The 18,919-nt window shown below is 70.5% G+C and carries 21 protein-coding genes; 13 read left to right on the plus strand and 8 right to left on the minus strand.

Translation table 11 applies throughout. The features are described from left to right. Positions 1 to 26: 26 nt before the first annotated feature. Both HDC37_RS07960 and HDC37_RS17140 read right to left on the minus strand, forming a co-directional pair. Positions 27 to 404: a VOC family protein gene (locus HDC37_RS07960; RefSeq protein ID WP_179559877.1), complete on the minus strand. Its 378-nt coding sequence runs from the start codon at positions 402 to 404 to the stop codon at positions 27 to 29. 26 nt (positions 405 to 430) lie between these two features. Beyond that, positions 431 to 565 carry a hypothetical protein gene (locus HDC37_RS17140; protein ID WP_257021371.1) on the minus strand — a complete coding sequence of 45 codons (135 nt, stop codon included), beginning with the start codon at positions 563 to 565 and terminating at the stop codon, positions 431 to 433. Between the two features lie 165 nt (positions 566 to 730). On the opposite strand from HDC37_RS17140, the gene HDC37_RS07965 reads away from it, so the two are divergent. Continuing rightward, complete coding sequence (locus HDC37_RS07965) at positions 731 to 1,357, plus strand: hypothetical protein (RefSeq protein ID WP_179559878.1); 627 nt, start codon at positions 731 to 733, stop codon at positions 1,355 to 1,357. A 124-nt stretch (positions 1,358 to 1,481) separates the two neighbouring features. Here HDC37_RS07965 and HDC37_RS07970 read toward each other — a convergent pair whose 3' ends face one another. After that, entirely contained in the window at positions 1,482 to 4,967 is a 3,486-nt protein-coding gene (locus HDC37_RS07970) for a choice-of-anchor I family protein (RefSeq protein ID WP_179559879.1), read from the minus strand. A 232-nt stretch (positions 4,968 to 5,199) separates the two neighbouring features. On the opposite strand from HDC37_RS07970, the gene HDC37_RS07975 reads away from it, so the two are divergent. The 3 genes from HDC37_RS07975 to HDC37_RS07985 are packed head-to-tail and all read left to right on the plus strand — an operon-like array spanning position 5,200 to position 8,008. Beyond that, positions 5,200 to 6,330: an acyl-CoA dehydrogenase family protein gene (locus HDC37_RS07975; RefSeq protein ID WP_257021372.1), complete on the plus strand. Its 1,131-nt coding sequence runs from the start codon at positions 5,200 to 5,202 to the stop codon at positions 6,328 to 6,330. A gap of 2 nt (positions 6,331 to 6,332) precedes the next feature. Next, on the plus strand, positions 6,333 to 7,235 hold the full coding sequence (gene mmsB, locus HDC37_RS07980; RefSeq protein WP_179560082.1) for a 3-hydroxyisobutyrate dehydrogenase: 903 nt from the start codon (positions 6,333 to 6,335) through the stop codon (positions 7,233 to 7,235). After that, a complete protein-coding gene (locus HDC37_RS07985) occupies positions 7,232 to 8,008 on the plus strand; it encodes an enoyl-CoA hydratase-related protein (RefSeq protein ID WP_179559880.1) in 777 nt (258 codons plus the stop codon). Before mmsB ends, HDC37_RS07985 begins: the two co-directional genes overlap by 4 nt. Position 8,009: 1 nt before the next feature. On the opposite strand, the gene HDC37_RS07990 is transcribed toward HDC37_RS07985, so the two are convergent. Continuing rightward, the gene (locus tag HDC37_RS07990) at positions 8,010 to 8,540 is read right to left on the minus strand and encodes a MarR family transcriptional regulator (protein ID WP_308472137.1); all 531 of its coding nucleotides are present in this window, start codon (positions 8,538 to 8,540) and stop codon (positions 8,010 to 8,012) included. A 101-nt stretch (positions 8,541 to 8,641) separates the two neighbouring features. On the opposite strand from HDC37_RS07990, the gene HDC37_RS07995 reads away from it, so the two are divergent. The 6 genes from HDC37_RS07995 (at position 8,642) to HDC37_RS08020 (ending at position 15,099) form a co-directional block, all read left to right on the plus strand. Further along, positions 8,642 to 9,418 carry an electron transfer flavoprotein subunit beta/FixA family protein gene (locus tag HDC37_RS07995; RefSeq protein WP_179559881.1) on the plus strand — a complete coding sequence of 259 codons (777 nt, stop codon included), beginning with the start codon at positions 8,642 to 8,644 and terminating at the stop codon, positions 9,416 to 9,418. 7 nt (positions 9,419 to 9,425) lie between these two features. Further along, positions 9,426 to 10,403 (plus strand): electron transfer flavoprotein subunit alpha/FixB family protein, encoded by a 978-nt coding sequence (locus HDC37_RS08000; protein ID WP_179559882.1) that lies wholly within the window; start codon positions 9,426 to 9,428, stop codon positions 10,401 to 10,403. A gap of 798 nt (positions 10,404 to 11,201) precedes the next feature. Then, complete coding sequence (locus HDC37_RS17515; RefSeq protein WP_308472138.1) at positions 11,202 to 12,095, plus strand: cytochrome b/b6 domain-containing protein; 894 nt, start codon at positions 11,202 to 11,204, stop codon at positions 12,093 to 12,095. Positions 12,096 to 12,188: 93 nt separating this feature from the next. Beyond that, positions 12,189 to 13,520, plus strand: coding sequence for a histidine kinase (locus tag HDC37_RS08010; RefSeq protein ID WP_179559884.1), 1,332 nt, complete (start codon positions 12,189 to 12,191; stop codon positions 13,518 to 13,520). Continuing rightward, on the plus strand, positions 13,508 to 14,215 hold the full coding sequence (locus tag HDC37_RS08015) for a response regulator transcription factor (RefSeq protein ID WP_179559885.1): 708 nt from the start codon (positions 13,508 to 13,510) through the stop codon (positions 14,213 to 14,215). The genes HDC37_RS08010 and HDC37_RS08015 overlap by 13 nt, the downstream gene beginning before the upstream one ends. Then, positions 14,212 to 15,099: a DUF4097 family beta strand repeat-containing protein gene (locus tag HDC37_RS08020; protein WP_179559886.1), complete on the plus strand. Its 888-nt coding sequence runs from the start codon at positions 14,212 to 14,214 to the stop codon at positions 15,097 to 15,099. The genes HDC37_RS08015 and HDC37_RS08020 overlap by 4 nt, the downstream gene beginning before the upstream one ends. Here the strand turns inward: HDC37_RS08020 and cofE are convergent. Both cofE and HDC37_RS08030 read right to left on the minus strand, forming a co-directional pair. Further along, the gene (gene cofE, locus HDC37_RS08025; protein WP_179559887.1) at positions 15,075 to 15,875 is read right to left on the minus strand and encodes a coenzyme F420-0:L-glutamate ligase; all 801 of its coding nucleotides are present in this window, start codon (positions 15,873 to 15,875) and stop codon (positions 15,075 to 15,077) included. The two genes, HDC37_RS08020 and cofE, sit on opposite strands and share 25 nt — an antisense overlap. Before the next feature lie 7 nt (positions 15,876 to 15,882). Further along, positions 15,883 to 16,389: a GNAT family N-acetyltransferase gene (locus tag HDC37_RS08030; RefSeq protein WP_124292371.1), complete on the minus strand. Its 507-nt coding sequence runs from the start codon at positions 16,387 to 16,389 to the stop codon at positions 15,883 to 15,885. Positions 16,390 to 16,507: 118 nt separating this feature from the next. Between HDC37_RS08030 and HDC37_RS08035 the strand changes: the two genes are divergently transcribed. Continuing rightward, positions 16,508 to 17,068 (plus strand): acyl-CoA thioesterase, encoded by a 561-nt coding sequence (locus HDC37_RS08035; RefSeq protein ID WP_179559888.1) that lies wholly within the window; start codon positions 16,508 to 16,510, stop codon positions 17,066 to 17,068. A gap of 6 nt (positions 17,069 to 17,074) precedes the next feature. Here the strand turns inward: HDC37_RS08035 and HDC37_RS08040 are convergent, their stop codons facing one another. Then, positions 17,075 to 17,374, minus strand: a complete 300-nt coding sequence (locus HDC37_RS08040; protein WP_141939847.1) for an ATP-dependent DNA ligase — start codon at positions 17,372 to 17,374, stop codon at positions 17,075 to 17,077. Positions 17,375 to 17,507: 133 nt separating this feature from the next. Between HDC37_RS08040 and HDC37_RS08045 the strand changes: the two genes are divergently transcribed. Beyond that, positions 17,508 to 18,278, plus strand: a complete 771-nt coding sequence (locus tag HDC37_RS08045) for an EAL domain-containing protein (protein ID WP_179559889.1) — start codon at positions 17,508 to 17,510, stop codon at positions 18,276 to 18,278. A gap of 15 nt (positions 18,279 to 18,293) precedes the next feature. Here HDC37_RS08045 and HDC37_RS08050 read toward each other — a convergent pair whose 3' ends face one another. Beyond that, positions 18,294 to 18,563 carry a hypothetical protein gene (locus tag HDC37_RS08050; protein WP_257021374.1) on the minus strand — a complete coding sequence of 90 codons (270 nt, stop codon included), beginning with the start codon at positions 18,561 to 18,563 and terminating at the stop codon, positions 18,294 to 18,296. A gap of 48 nt (positions 18,564 to 18,611) precedes the next feature. Between HDC37_RS08050 and HDC37_RS08055 the strand changes: the two genes are divergently transcribed. Continuing rightward, entirely contained in the window at positions 18,612 to 18,905 is a 294-nt protein-coding gene (locus HDC37_RS08055; RefSeq protein WP_179559890.1) for a hypothetical protein, read from the plus strand. The last annotated feature ends 14 nt before the right edge of the window (positions 18,906 to 18,919 follow it).

An 18,919-nucleotide genomic window follows, 5' to 3' on the forward strand; every position in this document is an offset into this window, starting at 1 on the left:
GAAGTTCTGCACAACCCCGACATGGGTCACGATCGGAGCGCCGAACCGACGCGCAGCAGGTTGCCGTCGGGGTCGACGAGCGCGAACTCGACGAGGCCGTAGTCGGTGCGGGCAGGTGGCATGATGCGGTGACCCGTTGTCGGGTCGGGCACCACGTGCGCACGCCACTGCTCGTACAGCGCCTCAGCGTCGTCGACGTAGAGGTAGCACATCGATGCCGTGGTGAGCGGGTCGAGTTCGGCATCCTCGGAGAAGTGCAGCGCGATGTCGCCTCGCGCGAGGATCAGGTAATGCCACTCCTCGGGAGGCCGCGAACCGCGGTCTTGGAAGCCGAGGGCCTCGTAGAACCGCAGGGTCTGCCGGAGATCGCGGCTCAACAGGATGGGAACGGCCGACTCGCGCACGCCGCCAGGGTAGCGCGGGGCTCGGCTCACACGCTGCCCAGCACCGGTCCGCCGAAGATCAGCAGCGCCGCTGCGGCGGCGGTCGCGAAGGCGGCGAGCAGCAGGGCGATCACGAAGACCGTGCCGCCGATCGAGAGAAGGAATGCCGCTGGCTTACTCATACCTCGACGCTAGGAAGCGGATGCCGCGGCGACATCGACCCCGGGGTGTATCCCCGTCCTCCGCGAGGATGACCTTCGTGCTGCGGTCGGGGTGGCGGTCGTTGAGCGAGCGGAGCGAGACGAAACGCACCGGCCGTCGAGCAACGCGCGGGATAGTCTGCTGGCATGACGCGCGGCACAACGTGGATCATCGGCGGCACCGGGCTCATTCTGAGCGGGGCCGTCGGACTCCTCGGTGCCGGCTCCGTCGGCCTTGCGGGGTCGAGCATTCTGGTGACCGTGCAGAACGTGGTATTCGCGGCATCCGTCCTTCTTCTTGCCGTCGGGATGAGGCGAGCCGACAGCGTGGTCGCGAGGCGGCCGACCGGCGTCGTCGCGCTCGCCGTCCTCGCAGTGTGGCCCTTCGTCGCTGACGGCGCGGTCGCGGCGGTCGGTTCGGTTCAGCCGAATGGCGGAGCGGGGTGGGCGGTACTCGGTTATGCGTCCCTCCTCATTCCGACGGCGGCCGGGCTCGTGGGCGCTGTCGCCATCCTCCGTGCCGGCGCGGTGCCCGAGCCGTGGCGGTGGGCACCCCTGTGGGCCTTCGCTCTCCAGGTCGGCGTGTGGGCTCTGACGCAGGCGCTCGCCGTCGCGCTCGGCGCCGATGTGCTGAGTGTGAGCGGCGTCTTCGTGCTGCTCGGGGCGGTGGCGTTCCTCACGGGGACCGTCGGCCTGGGGGTCGTCGCCGTCATCCTGGGTGCGCGTCGCCGCGGCGCGACGGTCGAGGTCTTCCGGTCGCCACCCGGAAGGTGAGCGCGGCGCGTTTCGTCTCGGTCGCTGCGCTCTCTCGCTCAACGACCGGGGGGTGATCCGCCCGACACGAGGGAAGGCCCCCGGACCGTGGTCGCGGGGTCCGAGGGCCTCCCGTGTGAGGCGATTACTCGCCGGCAGGCGTCCGGCGGCGGAGGGCGAAGAGCACGCCTCCCGCGACCAGCAGCAGCGCCGCGCCCAGGGCAGCGCCGAGCGGCAGCTCCGCACCCGTGACACCGAGCTGGCCCGCGGTCGAGCCCGTGCCCGAACCGCTGCCCGCGCCCGACCCGCTGCCCGCGCCGGTGCCGGGGGTCGAGCCGCCGTCGCCGTCGCCGGGCGCGGGGGTCTCACCCACGACCGCGCGGCCGAGCGGCGCCGGCTCGACGACCTCGAACTCCTCGAAGTACGCCACGGACGCCGCAAGGTCGACCTGGCCTGAATCGGCGACGTTCGTGCCCTCGGCGAGAGTGGCGAAGTTGTCCCCACCGGCGGCGAGGAACGAGTTCGTCACGATGGTCAGCTCATCGTCGGCGCCGATCGCCTCGCCGTTCAGCGTCATCGACAGGATGCGCGAGCCGGCAGCGGCGTTCGGGTCGTAGACGTAAGAGAACCCTTCCGACACACCAAGGTGCAGCTTCGGCCGCGACGACCCTTCGGGCTGCCACTGCTCCTCGAGCACCTGCTCGAGCTGCGCGCCGGTGAGGGTCAGCGTGACGAGCGTGTTGGCGAACGGCTGCACGTTGGCGACGTCGCGGTAGGTGACCGTGCCGTCCTCACCGAACAGCAGATCGGCCCGCAGGCCACCGGGGTTCATCAGGGCGATCTGAGCGGGCGTGCCGGCGTACGACTCGTTCGAGGTCGCCCACAGGTACATGTCGGCCACGAGGTTGCCGAGCGACGACTCGACGCCGCGGTCGTCACCCGGAGGGGTGCCGCCGCGGACGATGTCGCCCGTGATCGACCCGACCTCGACGCTGCCGAGCTCATCGGCCACCTCGACGGCGTCGACGACGATCGCCTCGACCTCGGCGTCGGCCGGGAAGAGCGCGGCCCCGTCTGCCACCAGCGGCACCAGCGACCCGCCGACAGAGACGAGCTCGCCCGTGGCCGTGTCGACCGAGATGTCGAGCTTGCCGAGCATCGTGCCGTACTGGTTGGCCTGGATGACCGGGCGCTCCGTGCCCGCAACGCCGTTCACCGGCACCTCGCAGGCGTACGGCTGGTGGGTGTGACCCGAGACGATCGCGTCGATCTCGGCCGAGGCTCCCGTGATCAGGGCGGCGTAGTCGCTGTCGCCCTGCGCAATGGTTGCGCAGTCCTCGGTCGGTGCACCGTCGTGGGTGAGGAGCACGATCACGTCGGCGGCCTCGGCGGACGTGATCTCGGCGGCGACGCGGTTCGCCGCCTCGAGCTGGTCGCCGAACTCGATCTCGGTGATCCCCGCGGGGCTCACGAGTGTCGCGGTGTCAGCGGTCACCGTCCCGATGAACGCCACGCGGACGCCGTCGACCTCCTCGACCACGTACTCCTGCAGCGCCGGCTCGTCGGTGCCGGCGAGGTAGACGTTCGCACCGAGCGCGTAGGGAGCGCCCGCCGCCTCGTCGCCCTGACCGTAGCGAGGGATGACGCGGTCCACCAGGTCGGCGAAGCCGGCGTCGAACTCGTGGTTGCCCACGGCTCCGAGGTCGAGTCCTGCCTCGACGAGCGCGTCGATCGTCGGGGTGTCCTGCTGGATGAACGACGTGAAGGTCGAGGCGCCGATCATGTCACCGGACGAGACGAACAGCGTGTTCGGGTTCTCCGACTCGAACTGCGACACCGCACCCGCGATGACTGCTGCCCCGGCCTCGCCGCTCCCGAAGTTCGGCTCCAGCCGGCCGTGGAAGTCGTTGATCGTCAGCACCTGCACGTCGGTCGTGGTGTCAAGGGTCGAGTCCACGGAGTAGACGGTGGTCGACCCCGAGACCTCGTTGCCGACCGCGAGGAGCGGGGCACCGGTGGGGGAGTCCTCCGCGGCGATGAAGGCGATGCCCTCGGGGCCGAGGTCACCCGCGGCGGCCAGGCCCGCCGCATCCGTCGCGTCTTCGCCCGACACCGAGAAGTCGCGGTTGTTCAGATAGGTCACGAACGAGGCATCCGCGGGGCTGCTCAGGTCGAAGACCATGATGCCGCCGACGCGCTCGAGCCCGACGAAGGCGTATGGGACGCCGTCGACCTCGCCCACCGTGACGCTCTCGGGCTCGGGACCCTTGGCGTCGCTGCGCGTGTCGAACTCGGAGGCGCCGTGGTCGGAGTTGAAGTTCGCCGGGAGGAGCTCGGCGGTGAGGCGCTCGAAGGCGTCACCCGAATCCCAGACCAGCTCACCGGCGGTGTTCCAGATCGAGAACGAGCGGGCGCCGTAGGAGTACAGCTCCTCGTAGCAGCCGTCGTCGGCGTTGAAGCCGTCCTCCTTCGACACGGCCAGGCGACCGAGGTCGGCCGTGCCGGTCAGCGAAGCCAGTGGGCTGTCGGCGCACACCGGGCCGTAGCCGTCGGTGGCGAGGTTGGCCATGCGCGACTCGTCGATGTACTCGCCCCACTCGCGCACGTCACCCTCGTTCGCGGTGACGAGGTAGGTCTGACCGCCCGTGGTGTACGCGTCGATGGCGTCGGGCATGTACATGCCGTTCAGGCCCGGGTAGGTGTCGATGTTGACGGCGGGGCCGTCCGCGGCGCCGTCGCGGTCGCTGGCGTCGAGGCCCGCGCCGGCGGCGCCGTGGTCCTTCGTGCCGAGCGGGACGATCGCCGACACGGTCGCCGAGGCGAGGTCGACGACGGCGAGCGAGTTCGCCTCCTGCAGGGTCACATAGGCGGTGGCGCCGTCGACGGTGATGTACTCGGGCTCCAGGTTGCGGCTGACCGGGAGGTCGCCGGCGGGGTTCGGCCCGAACACGCGAACACCGTCGGGGAGCGTCTGCGATCCGCCCGCCTCGAAGTCGTTGAAGTCGGCGGTGGCGACGGCGCCCTGACCCGGCGCGGCCACACCCTCGGGAAGTGCGACGACGCTGATCGACCCCTCCGGGTCGACCGTGAAGTCGTCGTTGGGCTCGCCCTCGTTCGCTGCCACGGCGTACTGCCCGTCGGCCGAGATGGTCACCATGTCGGGGAGCGCCCCGACGGTGACCGAGCCGAGCGCCGCCGACGCGGCATCCACCGCATTCGCGTCGAAGAACAGCAGCGATCCGGGCTCGGTCTTCGTCGCCGCCTCGAGGGCGATGACACCCAGCCCGTCGTCGCGGACGGCGACGGAGTTCGCCACGCCCGCTCCGCTGATGTCGAACTCCTTCACGATGCCGGCTGGGTCGGAGTAGTCGAGCACCGACACGGTCGCCGCCTGCGCGTTGACCACGAACAGGCGGTCGCCGTAAGAGGCGACGATCTCGGCGGCGCCCTCATCGAAGACGCCGGTCTCGAACGAACCGAGCGGCGTCAGCGACACCGCTGCGTCGTCGGCGGAGCTGGTGATGGGGTCGGTGACGATGGCGCCGAACGCCGCACCCGGCGCGAGCGCCAGGGAACAGGCGACGGCCGCCGCGGTGAAGCCGGCCGCGGCGCGTCGATGAGATGAAGGCATGAATGTCCTCAGGTCGGGCGTGCCGGGGCGCACGCCTTCCGTGTCTAGCCACGGCACCTTGCGACGAGGTGAACCACCCGGAAACGATCGGATACTCCGGAGACCTCGCAAATACATGGATGTCCATCTAAAATGAGCAACGTGCCAAGGACGGCCCGGAAGGAGCGGACGGATGTCGCAGATGATCACCCCCCACGCACGCGAAACGCCTCGGCGGCCGCAGCCGGTTGCGATGAACGCAGATGACCGCGCCGCCATCCTCGAGGCGGTGCGCGACTTCGCAACGACCGAGATCGCACCGCACGCGCTGGAGTGGGATGAGAAGAAGCACTTCCCCCGCGACGTCCTCGCCCGCGCCGGCGAGCTGGGCCTGGGCGGACTGTACGTCGCGGAGGACGTCGGCGGCACTGCTCTCGCGCGCGTGGACGCCGTCGCCATCGTCGAGGAGCTCGCCCAGGCCGACCCCTCGATCGCCGCCTACATCACGATCCACAACATGGTGGCGTGGATGATCGACACCTACGGCACCGACGCGCAGCGCGACGAGTGGCTCCCGCGTCTGACGGCCATGACCGATTTCGGCGGCTACTGCCTCACCGAACCCGGCGCGGGCTCCGATGCCGCCGCCCTCACCACCAGCGCCGTCCGCCAGGGCGACGAGTTCGTCCTCACGGGCGTGAAGCAGTTCATCTCCGGCGGCGGTGAGGCCTCGGTGTACGTCGTGATGGCGCGCACCGGCGAGCCGGGAGCCAGGGGCATCACCGCCTTCCTCGTCCCCGGTGACGCGCCCGGCCTGTCGTTCGGGGCCAACGAAAAGAAGATGGGCTGGAACGCCCAGCCCACCCGTCAGGTGATCCTCGACGAGGTGCGCGTCCCTGCCGCGAACATCCTGGGCGAAGAGGGCCGCGGCTTCCGCATCGCGATGACGGCGCTCAACGGCGGCCGCATCAACATCGCGGCCTGCTCGCTCGGCGGGGCTCAGTGGGCGCTCGACCGTGCGATCCGGTACGTGCACGAGCGGTTCACGTTCGGCGAGCCGCTCGCCGAGAAGCAGGCCGTCGTCTTCGCTCTCGCCGACATGGCCACGGAGCTGCGCGCCGCGCGCGCGATGGTGCGGGATGCCGCGCTGTCGCTCGACCGGCACGCCCCCGATGTCGCCATGCAGTGCGCGATGGCCAAGCGGTTCGCCACCGACGTCGGCTTCCGCGTCGCCAACGACGCCCTCCAGCTGCACGGCGGGTACGGCTACCTGCACGACTACGGCATCGAGAAGGTGGTGCGCGACCTGCGGGTGCACCAGATCCTCGAGGGGACCAACGAGATCATGCGCGTCATCATCGGTCGCGAGCTGCTGGAGGGATGACGATGCGCGTCGCCCTTCTCGGGCTCGGCCACATGGGAGCCCCGATGGCCCGCAATCTCGCTGCCGCCGGGCACGACGTCATCGGCTTCGATGTCTCCGGTGCGGCGCGCGAGAGCGCGGCAGCGTCGGGCCTGCCCGTCGTCGACACCGCGCACGAGGCGGTGGCCGCGGCATCCGTCGTCGTCACCATGTTCCAGACGGGCCGTCAGGTCATCGACGCCTACGAGGGCGGACTCCTTGCGGCGGCACCTGCCGACACGCTCTTCATCGACTGCTCGACCATCTCGGTCGAGGACGCCCGCACGGCGCACCGTCTCGCCGAAGCGGCCGGTCACCGGGCGCTGGACGCGCCGGTCTCAGGCGGTGTCGTCGGCGCCGAGAACGCCACCCTGGCCTTCATGGTCGGCGGAAGAGAGGATGACTTCGCCGCGGCCGAACCGCTGCTGTCGGTCATGGGGCGCCGGGTCGTGCACTGCGGCGGCGCAGGTCTCGGGCAGGCCGCGAAGGTCTGCAACAACATGATCCTCGCCGCCTCGCAGATCGTCGTCGCCGAGGCGTTCGTGCTCGGGGAGCGCCTGGGGCTCAGCCACCAGGCCCTCTTCGACGTCGCCTCGAACGCGTCGGGTCAGTGCTGGGCGCTCACCACCAACTGCCCCGTGCCGGGACCGGTGCCCACGAGTCCGGCGAACCGCGACTACCAGCCCGGATTCGCCGGCGCCCTGATGGCCAAAGACCTCGGGCTCGCCGCCGACGCGATCGCCGAGACGGGGGTCGATGCCCGTGTTGGCCTCCTCGCCCGCGATCTGTACCGCGCATTCGCGGACGGCCCCGGGGCCGGGCAGGATTTCTCCGGGATCATCACGATGATCCGATCCGGCAGCGACGACCCTGGAGGACGAGGATGACCGAATACGAGACGATCCTGGCCGAGACGCGCGGCCGGGTCGGGTGGATCACGATCAACCGGCCGAAGGCCCTGAATGCGCTGAACACCACCGTGATGCGCGAGATCGTCGACGTGACGACCCGCTGGGACGCCGACGACCGCATCGGTGCGATCGTCGTCACGGGCTCGGATCGGGCGTTCGCCGCCGGCGCCGACATCAAGGAGATGGAGGAGAAGTCGGGCCTGGAGATGCTCATGACCGATCACTTCGGCGGCTGGGCGCGCTTCGCGGCGCTGCGCACCCCCGTGATCGCCGCCGTCTCGGGCTACGCGCTCGGCGGCGGGTGCGAGCTGGCGATGATGTGCGACATCATCCTCGCTGCCGACACCGCGGTGTTCGGCCAGCCCGAGGTGAACCTCGGCGTGATCCCGGGAATGGGTGCGACCCAGCGTCTCGTCCGCGCCGTCGGGCCCTACAAGGCCGCCGAGCTGATCCTCTCGGGGCGGAACATGACCGCCGACGAGGCGGAGCGTGCCGGCCTGGTGTCACGCGTCGTCCCGGCATCCGATCTCCTCGACGAGGCGACCGCGCTCGCCGACCAGATCGCGGCGAAGTCGCTGCCGTCGCTCTACGCGGCGAAGGCGGCTCTGGATGCTGCGCAGGAGTCCTCGCTCGCCGAGGGACTGCGTTTCGAGCGTCAGGCGTTCGCTGCACTGTTCGACACCGCAGATCAGAAGGAAGGCATGCGCGCGTTCCGCGAGAAGCGTCCGGCGGAGTTCCAGAACCGGTGAGCTACAGCGGTTCGGGGGTCGGCCGCGGGTCGTCGAAATCGCCGGCCGCGCGGCGCATGCGGGCGATGATCGAGACGAGCTCGTCGGTGTCGTCGCTGCTCAAGCCCGGCTCGGCGAACACCTGGGCATTGAGGGCCGCCGTCGCGCGCTCGGCGAGGTCGCGTCCGGCGTCGGTGAGGACGACGAGGGTGGCCCGCCCGTCGACGGGGTGCGGCTCACGACGGACGTACCCGTCGGCCTGCAGCCGGTCGACGGTGTTGGTCACGCTCGTGGGGTGGACCTGCAGGCGGGCGGAGGCCGACGCCATGGGCATCCGCCCGGCCCGGCTGAAGCTCAGGAGGGTCAGCAGTTCGTACCGGGCGAAGGTCAGGCCGAGGGGCCGGAGCGTCGCATCCACCCGTGCGAGCATCAGCTGCTGCGCGCGCATGATCGAGGTGACGGCGGTCATGCCGGCAGCGGCATCCGTCCAGCCGTGCGCGAGCCACTGGCGCTTCGCTTCGGCGATCGGATCGACCGGCAGACGTCGGGCCACGGCGGCTCCTTCCCGCTTCCACGGTACCGGGATCCCGGCGCCGGCCCCGCTGCCCGCGACTCCGGCGGCAATAGACTCGACCAGACGGACAAGGAGGCTCCATGAAGATCGTGGTGCTGATCAAAGAGGTACCCGACACGTGGGGTGATCGGAAGCTGAGCCTGGAGACCGGGCTCGCCGAACGCGACGCCAGCGATCGCGTGCTGGACGAGATCTGCGAGCGCGCGCTCGAGGTGGGCCTTTCGTACGCCGACGGGCATGAAGGCACCGAGGTCGTCGTTCTGTCGATGGCGTCGGAGGCGTCGACCGCGACGGTGCGCAAGGGGCTCGCGATGGGCGCAGCGTCGGCGGTGCAGGTGGTCGACGGCGATCTCCTGGGAGCAGACATGGGGCTCACGGCCGAGGTGCTCGCGGCGACGCTGCAGCGGATCGGGTTCGATCTCGTGATCGCCGGCAACCTCTCCACCGACGGCTCGGGGGGGATGGTCCCGGCGATGGTGGCCGAGATCCTCGACGTGCCGAGCGCGACGAACCTCACGTCGGTCGAGATCTCCGATGGCGCCGTCGAGGGGGTCCGGCTGAGCGATGCCGGGTCGATGCGGCTGCGGGCGGAGCTGCCGGCGGTGATCTCGATCACCGAGGCGCTCCCCGACGCGCGATTCCCCAACTTCAAGGGCATCATGGCGGCGAAGAAGAAGCCGTTCGAGACGCTCAGCCTCGCCGACCTCGGCCTGGATGCCGCCGACCCCGAGGCGGCGCGCTCGATCGTCATCTCGCTGGCCGAGCGGCCGCCGCGTGAGGCGGGCGTGAAGATCGTCGACGAGGGCGACGCCGGGCGGAAGCTCGCCGACTTCCTCGCAGAGAACCGGCTGGTGTGAGGGCGTGATGGCTGAATACGCGGATGACGCGATCCTGGTGCTTCTGGACGTGATGCCATCGGGGGAGCTGGCCAAGAGCGCCGCGGGACTCGTCGGGGCGGCTGCATCGGTGGGGACACCGGTGGCGCTCGTGGTGACGGACGACGGAGAGTCGGTCGCCGCTGCGGCCGCGGCGCTCGGCGCCGGCACGGTCCTGGTCGCGGCTCCCGGCGAGGGGCTTTCGGTTCCGGTCGTCGATGCGCTCGACGCAGCCGTGGCCGAGGTGCGGCCCGACGCGGTCCTGATCTCGCACTCGGTCGAAGGACGCGAGGTCGCCGGCCGCTTCGCCGCACGCTCCCGGTCGGGTCTCTGCGCCGACGCGGTCGGGGTCTCCCGCGACGCCGAGGGCGTCGTTGCGCACCACTCCGTGTTCGGGGCGGCCTACAACGTCGACGCCGCGGTCACCTGGGGTGCGCCGGTCATCACGGTGCGGCAGGGAGCGATCGAGGCGCGCGCCGAGGCGGTGGCGGCCCCGGTCGTCGAGACGCTGACCGTGTCGCGGTCGGGTCGGCGCGCGGCATCCGTCCTCTCCGTCGAAGGGGCCGTCGCGACCTCCAGCCGGCCGGAGCTGCGGGGAGCGACGAAGGTCGTCTCGGGCGGCCGGGGACTCGGATCGGCCGACAAGTTCGCGCTCGTGGAGCAGCTGGCCGATGTGCTCGGTGCGGCGGTGGGCGCGTCGCGAGCGGCCGTCGACGCCGGTTATGTGCCGCAGTCGTATCAGGTAGGGCAGACCGGCGTCTCGGTGTCACCGCAGCTGTATGTCGCTCTCGGCATCTCGGGGGCGATCCAGCACAAAGCGGGCATGCAGACGGCGAAGACGATCGTCGCGATCAACAAGGACGGCGACGCGCCGATTTTCGGCATCGCCGACTTCGGCATCGTCGGTGACCTCTTCACCGTCGTTCCGCAGCTGATCGAGGCGCTCGAGGCGAAGAAGAAGGCGTAACGGATGGCGACGTTTGCGCGGACCGTGCGCCGCGGCCTGCCGCGGGTCGCCGGCGGCGACCCCTGGCCTCCCGCGGGTGCGGAACCTCCGGTCGCCCCGCGAGCGGAGCGAGCCGAAACGCCGGCCGAAGTCGAATCACCGGTCGCCCCGCGAGCGGAGCGTGAGGAGATGCCCGCACCGACGGCTCGCGAGCCGAGGAGGATGCGACAGGGGCTGCCCCGGGTCCCGGGCGGCGAGCCGTGGCCGCCGGCGGCGGAGGTGCCTCTCGTCTCGGGCGCTGCGCGCCCTCGCGGGGCGACCGATGCTTCGCCGTCGCCGGTCGTTGAGCGAGCGCAGCGAGACGAAACGCTCGCCGCCCCGTCAGAAGACGTCTCCGCCGCGTCATCCGAGCAGCACACATCGACGGCTCGCGTGGGAGTGACCGTCCGACGCGGCCTGCCGCGGGTCCCAGGCGGCGAGCCATGGCCTCCTCCCGGTGAGGTGCGTTTCGTCTCGGGCGCGTCGCGCCCTCGCTCAACGACCGCCTCCCCGGTCGGTGAGCGAGCGCAGCGAGTCGAAACGCCCGCCGCGTCCGCCGACCCGGTCGTTGAGCGAGCGCAGCGAGTCGAAACGCCCGCCCCGTCCGCCTCCCCGGTCGTTGAGCGAGCGCAGCGAGTCGAAACGCCCGCCCCGTCGCACACCGCCCCCCGCGCCCCGCTGCCGTTCACCCCGACCGTGTTCCCCGGTGCCGCCGCTTCCGCTCGTCCCTCGCCTCCGCGCGAGCCGCGCCGCATCGGTCCTTACACTGCGTTCCAGTGGGTGGGGGTGGCCGCCGTCGGCGGCTTCACGCTGCTCGTCGCCGCGGGCCTCGTCGTCGTGATCGTACGGTTCCTCCTGAGCATCCCGCCTCTGCAGGGGTTCGTCCAGGAGTTCCCGGGCGATTACCACCTTCCCGAGTGGGCGCCCGTCGGCATCCCTGCCTGGCTCGGCTGGCAGCACTTCTTCAACGTCTTCCTGATGGTGCTGATCATCCGCACCGGACTCCAGGTGCGCACCGAGAAGCGGCCGACGGTGTTCTGGAGCCCGAAGGGCAACAAGCGCCGCAAGATCAGCCTCAACCTGTGGCTGCACCAGGCGCTCGACGTGCTGTGGGTGACCAACGGCCTCATCTACGTCGTCCTGCTCTTCACCACCGGTCAGTGGGTGCGCATCGTGCCGACGAGCTGGGAGGTCGTCCCGAACGCCATTAGCGCGGGCCTGCAATACCTCTCGCTCGACTGGCCGACCGAGAACGGCTGGGTCAACTACAACTCCCTCCAGCAGCTGGCCTACTTCGCCACCGTGTTCGTCGCGGCGCCGCTGGCGATCATCACCGGAGTGCGCATGAGCGGCTTCTGGCCGAAGGACGCCGAGCGCCTGAACCGGCTCTACCCGGTCGAATGGGCGCGGAAGGTGCACTTCCCCGTGATGATCTACTTCGTGGTCTTCATCATCTTCCACGTCACCCTCGTCTTCGCCACCGGGGCGCTGCGCAACCTCAACCACATGTACGCCGCGCAGGGCTCGGTCGATCCGAATGCCTACAGCGACAACTGGGCGGGGCTCATCATCTTCACCCTGGGGCTCGGCGTCATCGTCGCCGGGTGGGTCGCCGCCCGGCCCCTCGTCGTCGCTCCGATCGCGCGCCTCTTCGGCACCGTGAAGAGCCGGTGAGCCGGCGGGGGGAATCCCCCGGGGGATAACCCCCGGTGAAGAGTCCGGATGCCTCGGGCGCGCCGAACAGGCCGCAGTTCTACCGTGGGTGTCATGACCACAGCACCTCTCACCCCCGCCGCACCGCGCGAGGCACCCGGACCGGCGCCGACGCGCCCCGCGAAGGGCACATCGCAGATCGCCTCGCCCTCGCGCATCGCCTTCGCCATCGCCCACCTCGCCGCGCTCGGCGTGATCGGCTCCGCGCTCTTCGGGTTCCTCTTCTCCCTCCTCGGGCTCGGCCTCGGCTTCCTGCTCGTGATCGGCATCGGGCTCCTCTTCCTCGTGGGCCTCGTCTACGTCCTGTTCGCGCTCGGCTGGCTCGAAACCGCCCGCGTCGACGGGCTCTACCACTTCGGTCTCACCCCGCGGCGCCTGCGACGCAGCGGCCGCCCCGGCTTCGGTGGCTGGATCCGCTCCCTCGGCCAGCAGGCGATCGACCCCAGCATGTGGCGAGCCATCGCGAACCTCGCAGTGGCGACCCTCCTCGGCGGGATCACCCTGTTCCTTTTCCAGGCCATCTCGAGCGGCATCGTCTTCACCTTCAGCCCGCTGTTCGCCACGGACGGCGTTCTCCGGATCTTCGGGACGGGTTTCGTCGTCGCGAGCGGCTGGGCCGTCGTGGTCGGCATCCTCATCGCGGTTCTCGCCGCCGCGGGCATCATCGGCCTCGCGATCCTCCACGGCGTGCTCGCCCGCGCGATCGTGGTGCCCTCCCGCGAGGCGCAGCTGGCGGAGGAGGCCCGGACGTCGAACGCGCAGCGGGCCGGCGCGGTCCGCGCCGCCGACGTCGAGCGCACGCGCATCGAGCGCGACCTCCACGACGGCGTTCAGCCGCGACTGGTCTCCGTCGGGATGACGCTGGGACTCGCGCAGCAGAAGCTCGACACCGATCCCGCGGCGGCCAAGGAGCTCATCGCCGAAGCCCACACCTCCACGAAGGCCGCGATCACAGAGCTCCGGCAGCTCGCCCGCGGCATCCACACGTCCGTCCTCGACGACCGGGGTCTGGACGCCGCCCTCTCCGCGCTCGCGGCGCGATCGGTCGTGCCGGTGCAGCTGGACGTGCGGATGGACGGACGCTGCTCCCGAGATGCCGAGGCGGCTGCGTACTTCGCGATCGCCGAGGCCCTCACCAACGCCGCCAAACACGCCCGCGCCTCGGAGTGCCGCGTCGTCGTACGGCTCCGCGATGAACCGCAGACGGGGTCGCGCACCTTGTGGGCCCGCGTCGAGGACAACGGCGTCGGCGGCGCGCAGGTGATCGCCGGCGGCGGTATCGACGGCATCATCAACCGGGTCCTGGCGGCGGGCGGCACGGCGCGGCTCGACAGCCCCGTCGGTGGACCCACCTCGGTGGAGGTGAGCATCCCGTGCGCATCCTGATCTGCGAAGACTCCGCGCTGCTGCGCGAGGGCCTCGGCCGGCTCCTCGCCGACGCCGGGCACGAGGTGGTCGCCGCTCTTCCCGACGCCGAACACCTCGACGAGACGGTGGACCAGGTCGCCCCCGACCTCTGCATCCTCGACGTCCGGCTCCCGCCGACGTGGTCGGACGAGGGCATCCGCGCCGCGCTGTCGCTGCGGGCCCGGCTCCCGCAGCTGCCGGTGCTCGTGCTCTCCCAGTACGTCGAGGAGCGTTACGCCGCCGACCTCATCGCCGCCAGCGGCGGGGCCCTCGGCTACCTGCTGAAGGACCGCGTGGCCGACGTCGGGGAGTTCCTCGACGCGGTCGGCCGGATCGGAGAGGGCGCCACGGTCCTCGACCCCGAGGTGGTCGCGCAGCTGCTGGCCCGGCGTCGCCGGGACGAGCGGATGCAACGACTCACCGACCGGGAGTCCACGGTGCTGTCGCTCATCGCCGAAGGGCGATCGAACCAGGCCATCGCCCGCACGCTCCACGTCAGCGAGGGGAGCGTCGAGAAGCACATCACCGCGGTCTTCCAGAAGCTCGACCTCGAACCCGACGACTCCGGCAACCGCCGGGTGCTCGCCGCCCTCGCCCACCTCGAACACGGCGGCCCCGCCGCTCCCGCATCCCGTCCGCAGAGCGGACCCTCCCAGACAGGAACGAACCGATGAGCACCGTCCCTCCTCCGGCCCCCGAGTCGGCACAGCCCATTCCGCCCGCGCCCCCCGAGCCTCCGGCCCGGCCCGGCGCCCCCCGCTCGGCTGCGCCCCGCGTGGTCGCAACGCTCGTCGGCGCCTTCGGCGCCCTGGTCATCCTCGGCAGCCTCGGGAGCACGGCCATCGCGACCGCCTCGGCCGCTGTGAGCGGCGGCGGCGGGGGAAGCAGCTCCACCGACAGCACGGTCGACGCCGCCGGCGTGGCCGAGCTGGAGACCGAGGTGGGAGCCGGGAGCCTGAGGATCGAATTCGCCGAGGTCGACGACGCCACCCTCGAGGTGACCCGCGGGTGGGGCGCCGATCAGTGGCGCCTCGAGCGCAACGAAGACACCATCCGCGTCTCCTCGCCCGACCGGTGGTGGGGCGGGTGGATGTTCGGTGACCGCTCGGAGGCGGTGCTCACGCTCCCCGACACCCTCGAGGGGATCGACGCCGACCTGACGATGAACGCCGGCGACCTCCGGGTCATCGACGGTGACTTCGGCGACCTCGATCTCGACCTCGGTGCGGGCAGCATCGACATCACCGGCTCCGCCCGCTCGGTCGACGCGACGGTGTCGGCCGGTCAGGCCGACCTCGAGCTGTCGGATGTCGCCGAAGCCGACGTCACGCTCAACGCGGGCGACATGGACCTCGTCCTCACGGGCACCCAGCCGAGCGAGATGACGTTCGACGTCAGCGCGGGAAGAGTGACCGCGACCGTACCCGAGGGTGAATACGACATCACCTCGGAGGTTTCGGCGGGCGACTTGGACAACGGCCTCGGCTCGACCCCGGGTGCCCGCAGCACGGTCGAGGTGAGCGTCACCGCCGGTCAGGTGGAGCTGCGCGCCGGCTGAGAAGCGGGATCGTCCAGGGGTTCGCCACCGGCACGGCCGGCGGCGAACCCCTCGGCGTAGGCTTCGTCGGCGCCGAGGCGGAACATGTCGCGCTCCCACGGGCGCACGATCGACCGCGCACCGGGCAGCTCGAGGTCGCCGACCAGATCGCCGCGGCCTCGTACGACGGCGACGGGCCGGCGACCGACCTTCCCCTTCACCAGATCGGCCGCGGCGCACAGTTCGTCTGCCACGCACGGCATCGTCACCGCGAGGGGCCGGCCCTCGGCATCCGTCGTCCCCCGGAGGTCTTCGAACACGACCACTCCGCCGGCTCCGATGGCGTGATCGGTCTGGCCCTCGCGCCACGCGCGTCCGAGCGTGTCGGAGACGAGCACCCCCACCCGCACGCCGAGCCGTGCACGCAGGCCCGCAGCCAGCGCGCGGGCGGACCGGTCGGGGTCTTCGGGAAGCAGCAGCACGGTGCCCTCGGGGGTGTTGGACGCGTCCACCCCGGCGGCCGCGGCGATGATGCCGAGCCGATTCTCCACGATGCGGGTGACGTGTCCGCTCGGGCCTTCGCGGCGTGCGACGACCCGCACCGACTCCGCGGTGATGGCATCTTCGCGGTCGTCCGCCTTCACGAACCGGCCCTCGGCCTTGGACACGACCTTCGAGGTGACGACCACGATGTCGCCGTCCTGCAGAGTGTCGTCCGCCGCGGTGCCGATGATCGCGACGAGATCGTCACCGGTGGTGATCTCGGGGATGCCCTCCAGCGCCCAGACGCTCAGCACGGCGGGTTCAGCGGACGAACCGGACCTCGGTGAGCGTCTCGCCGAGGAAAGGCTCGGTGTGCGAGGCGCCGTCGAGGCTGAAGCCGTTGCGCTCGTAGAAGCGGTGCGCGCGGGGATTGTCTTCGGCGACCCAGAGGTAGAGGGGCTCGCCGTTCTCGACCGCGGCGTCGAAGAGCTTCTGCCCGATCCCCTTGCCGTGATACGCGTCGAGGAGGTAGATGAAGTACAGCTCGCGGTTGCGGGGCGCATCCTTGTCGCGAGCCGGTCCCGAGCCGACGAATCCGACGATCTCGCCGTCGACCAGGGCAGCACTCATCTTGAACTCGGGGCCCTGGACCGCCCAGTGGGTCCAGAGTTCGGCCAGTCGGCGGGGCGAGATCTTCTCCAGCGCCGCCTTGCTGATCACCTGGTCGTAGGTCTCATGCCAGCACGTGGCGTGCACCTGTCCGAGAGCGACGGCGTCGACGTCTCGCACCGGCCGCACCACGACATCCGTTCGCAGTTCAGCGTCCATGGCCAGACTCTACGCGCGGGTTCCGACGTCGCGAAATCGCGCTCAAGGCCGCGGGAAAACTGTCGATTCTGCACAACCGAATCGGGGTGATCACCGTTCCTGGCTACCATCCGAGACCGTGAACGTCCTCTGGCGCACCCTGCTCGTCCACCTCCTCGCGCGACTGCGCCTCCGCCGTGAGGGGTGGTTGACCTTCCATGACGTCGGCCGCATTCGCCTCACGACCCTGCCGACCGACATCGACGTGCTGCGTCACATGAACAACGGGCGCTATCTGTCGCTGTTCGACCTCGGCCGCTGGGACCTCCTGGTGCGCACCGGCATGGTCGACGCGATGCGCCGGCACGGGTGGTACGGGGTGGTCTCGAGCGAGACCATCACCTTCCGCAAGTCGCTGGAGCTCTGGCAGCGTTTCGAACTCCAGACCAGGATGCTCGGACACGACGACCGCGCCCTGTACCTCGAGCACCGGGCGCTGGTGGGCGGGGAGATCTACGCCCGGGCCATCATCCGCATCCGGATGCTGAAGCGGTCGGGCGGGACCCTTCCCCACGAGGAGCTGTTCGCCGCGGTCGGACGCCCCGAAGGGATGCCGGACGTCGAGCCCTGGGTGCACGACTGGGCCGCGGCATCCGCACTGCCCTCCACCCGGCAGCCGGCCCCGAGCGACTGGGGCTGATCCGCTCTACTCCTCCGGCTCGGGGACGATCATCAGTCCCCCCGGCGAATTCGCCGACTTGGACAGGGCGTCCAGCCACGCGGGGTTGAGCTTCGGCGTGCGACTGCCGAAGTACTCGAAGGCCACCGGGATGTTCGGGCTCAGCCACACCGAGGTACGACCCATGCCGTTGCGCGTGGGGTCGGTCCAGGTGAAGGAGAACTGCTCGCCACGGCGGAGCTTCGACCACACCACGGCCTGCAGGTGCGCGAGGACGCGGTCGTCCAGCGCGACGGTCAATTTGGAGTCGTAGGTCAGAGTTCCCATCGTGACCAGCGTAATCTCCCGCGGGACTGCAGTGATCGGATCGGGGCGATCCGGTAGGGCGCAGCATTATAGGCACCCGGTGGCCGTTTGTCTGGTGTTGCCGGAAATGGGCATACTTGTGAGCCTGGGAGACATGGACCCCTGTGCAACCCTCGCCACTGAGTTGCGCGCGGCCGTGCCCGCCGGCGGACTCTCCATAGAGTTCCAGCCGCTCTTCGACCTCGAGGGGTCCGGTCAGCCGGAGCGCCCTGTCGCGGTGGAAGCGCTCTGCCGCTGGAATCATCCTCGGTTCGGCACGATCTCGCCGGTGCAGTTCATCCCCCTCGCCGAAACCCACGGCATCATCGCCGACCTCGGCGCCGCCGTTCTCGCCCGTGCCGGCGCGCAAGTCGCTGCATGGCAGCGTGCCGGTTACGACCTCGGCCTGTCGGTGAACGCCTCGCCGTCGGAATTCTCGGCCACCTGGGTCGACACCGTCGCCGAGCGTGCCGCCGACCTCGGCCTGTCGGCAGGCAGCCTCACGATCGAGATCACCGAGTCCCCCGCACCGCAGCTGCTGCCGAGCGTGCTCGCCGTGCTCGAGCGTGCGCGTGCCGCCGGCCTCGGCCTGTCGATCGACGACCTCGGCGCCGGCGACACCACCATCTCGATGCTCGACGAGCTTCCGCTCACCGAGGTCAAGATCGACCGCTCACTGACGCAGCGGGACGACGCGGACGCCGATGAGGCGGTCGCCGCCGTCGTCGAGCAGGCCCGGCACAACGGCTGGTCCGTCGTCGCCGAGGGGATCGAGACCCAGGACGACCTCGATCGCGCGCGTCGCCGCAGGTGCGACCGGGGGCAGGGGTTCTTCCTCGGAAAGCCGATGCCTGCCGCGGAGCTGACGGCCCTGCTGTCAGCCTGATCGTCGGAGACCGGGTCAGATGCCGCTGTAGTCGTCGATCACCATGTCGGTGTCGTCGTGGCCGTTGCCGTGAGCATGGTCGGACGGCACGTCGATCTGCGTCCAGGTGACGGGCATACCGGGGGAGAAGAGGATGTCGACGCCCGGGCCGCCGCGCAGCGGCGGGATGTTGACGTAGCCGCCGCCGGCCTTGATGGCGTCGAGGATCTTCTCCTTCAGCTCGGTGACCGGGTCGGGAAGGAAGTAGTCACGCCCGTCGACGGTGAGTCGGTTCACGATGGCCATCCCACCAGAGTACGGGAACGCGCCACGACGAACGTAGGATCGACAACGATGGGTACTTTGCATTATGGCGCGCCTTCTGTCGCCGTTCCGATCGATGACCGCACGCTCGCGCACATCGAACTGGTGATCGTTGCCAAGCTCCGCCGACGCGAGAGCACGTCGCTGGCCGTGATCGACGACAACACCAACCGGCGTCAGGCGCTGTGGATCTCTCCCGCGAGTACGCTCCGCTTCGAATACGACGGGCCCATGCCCGAGATCAACAAGGCGTGGCTGCAAGACCTCGTCGACTCCGCCAACTCTCCCGGCGGCCTGCGACTCCTGCCCGAACCCGGCGCCTGAGGTCGTCGACAGGG

Source organism: Microbacterium sp. AK009, from assembly GCF_013410955.1.
Taxonomy (GTDB): domain Bacteria; phylum Actinomycetota; class Actinomycetes; order Actinomycetales; family Microbacteriaceae; genus Microbacterium.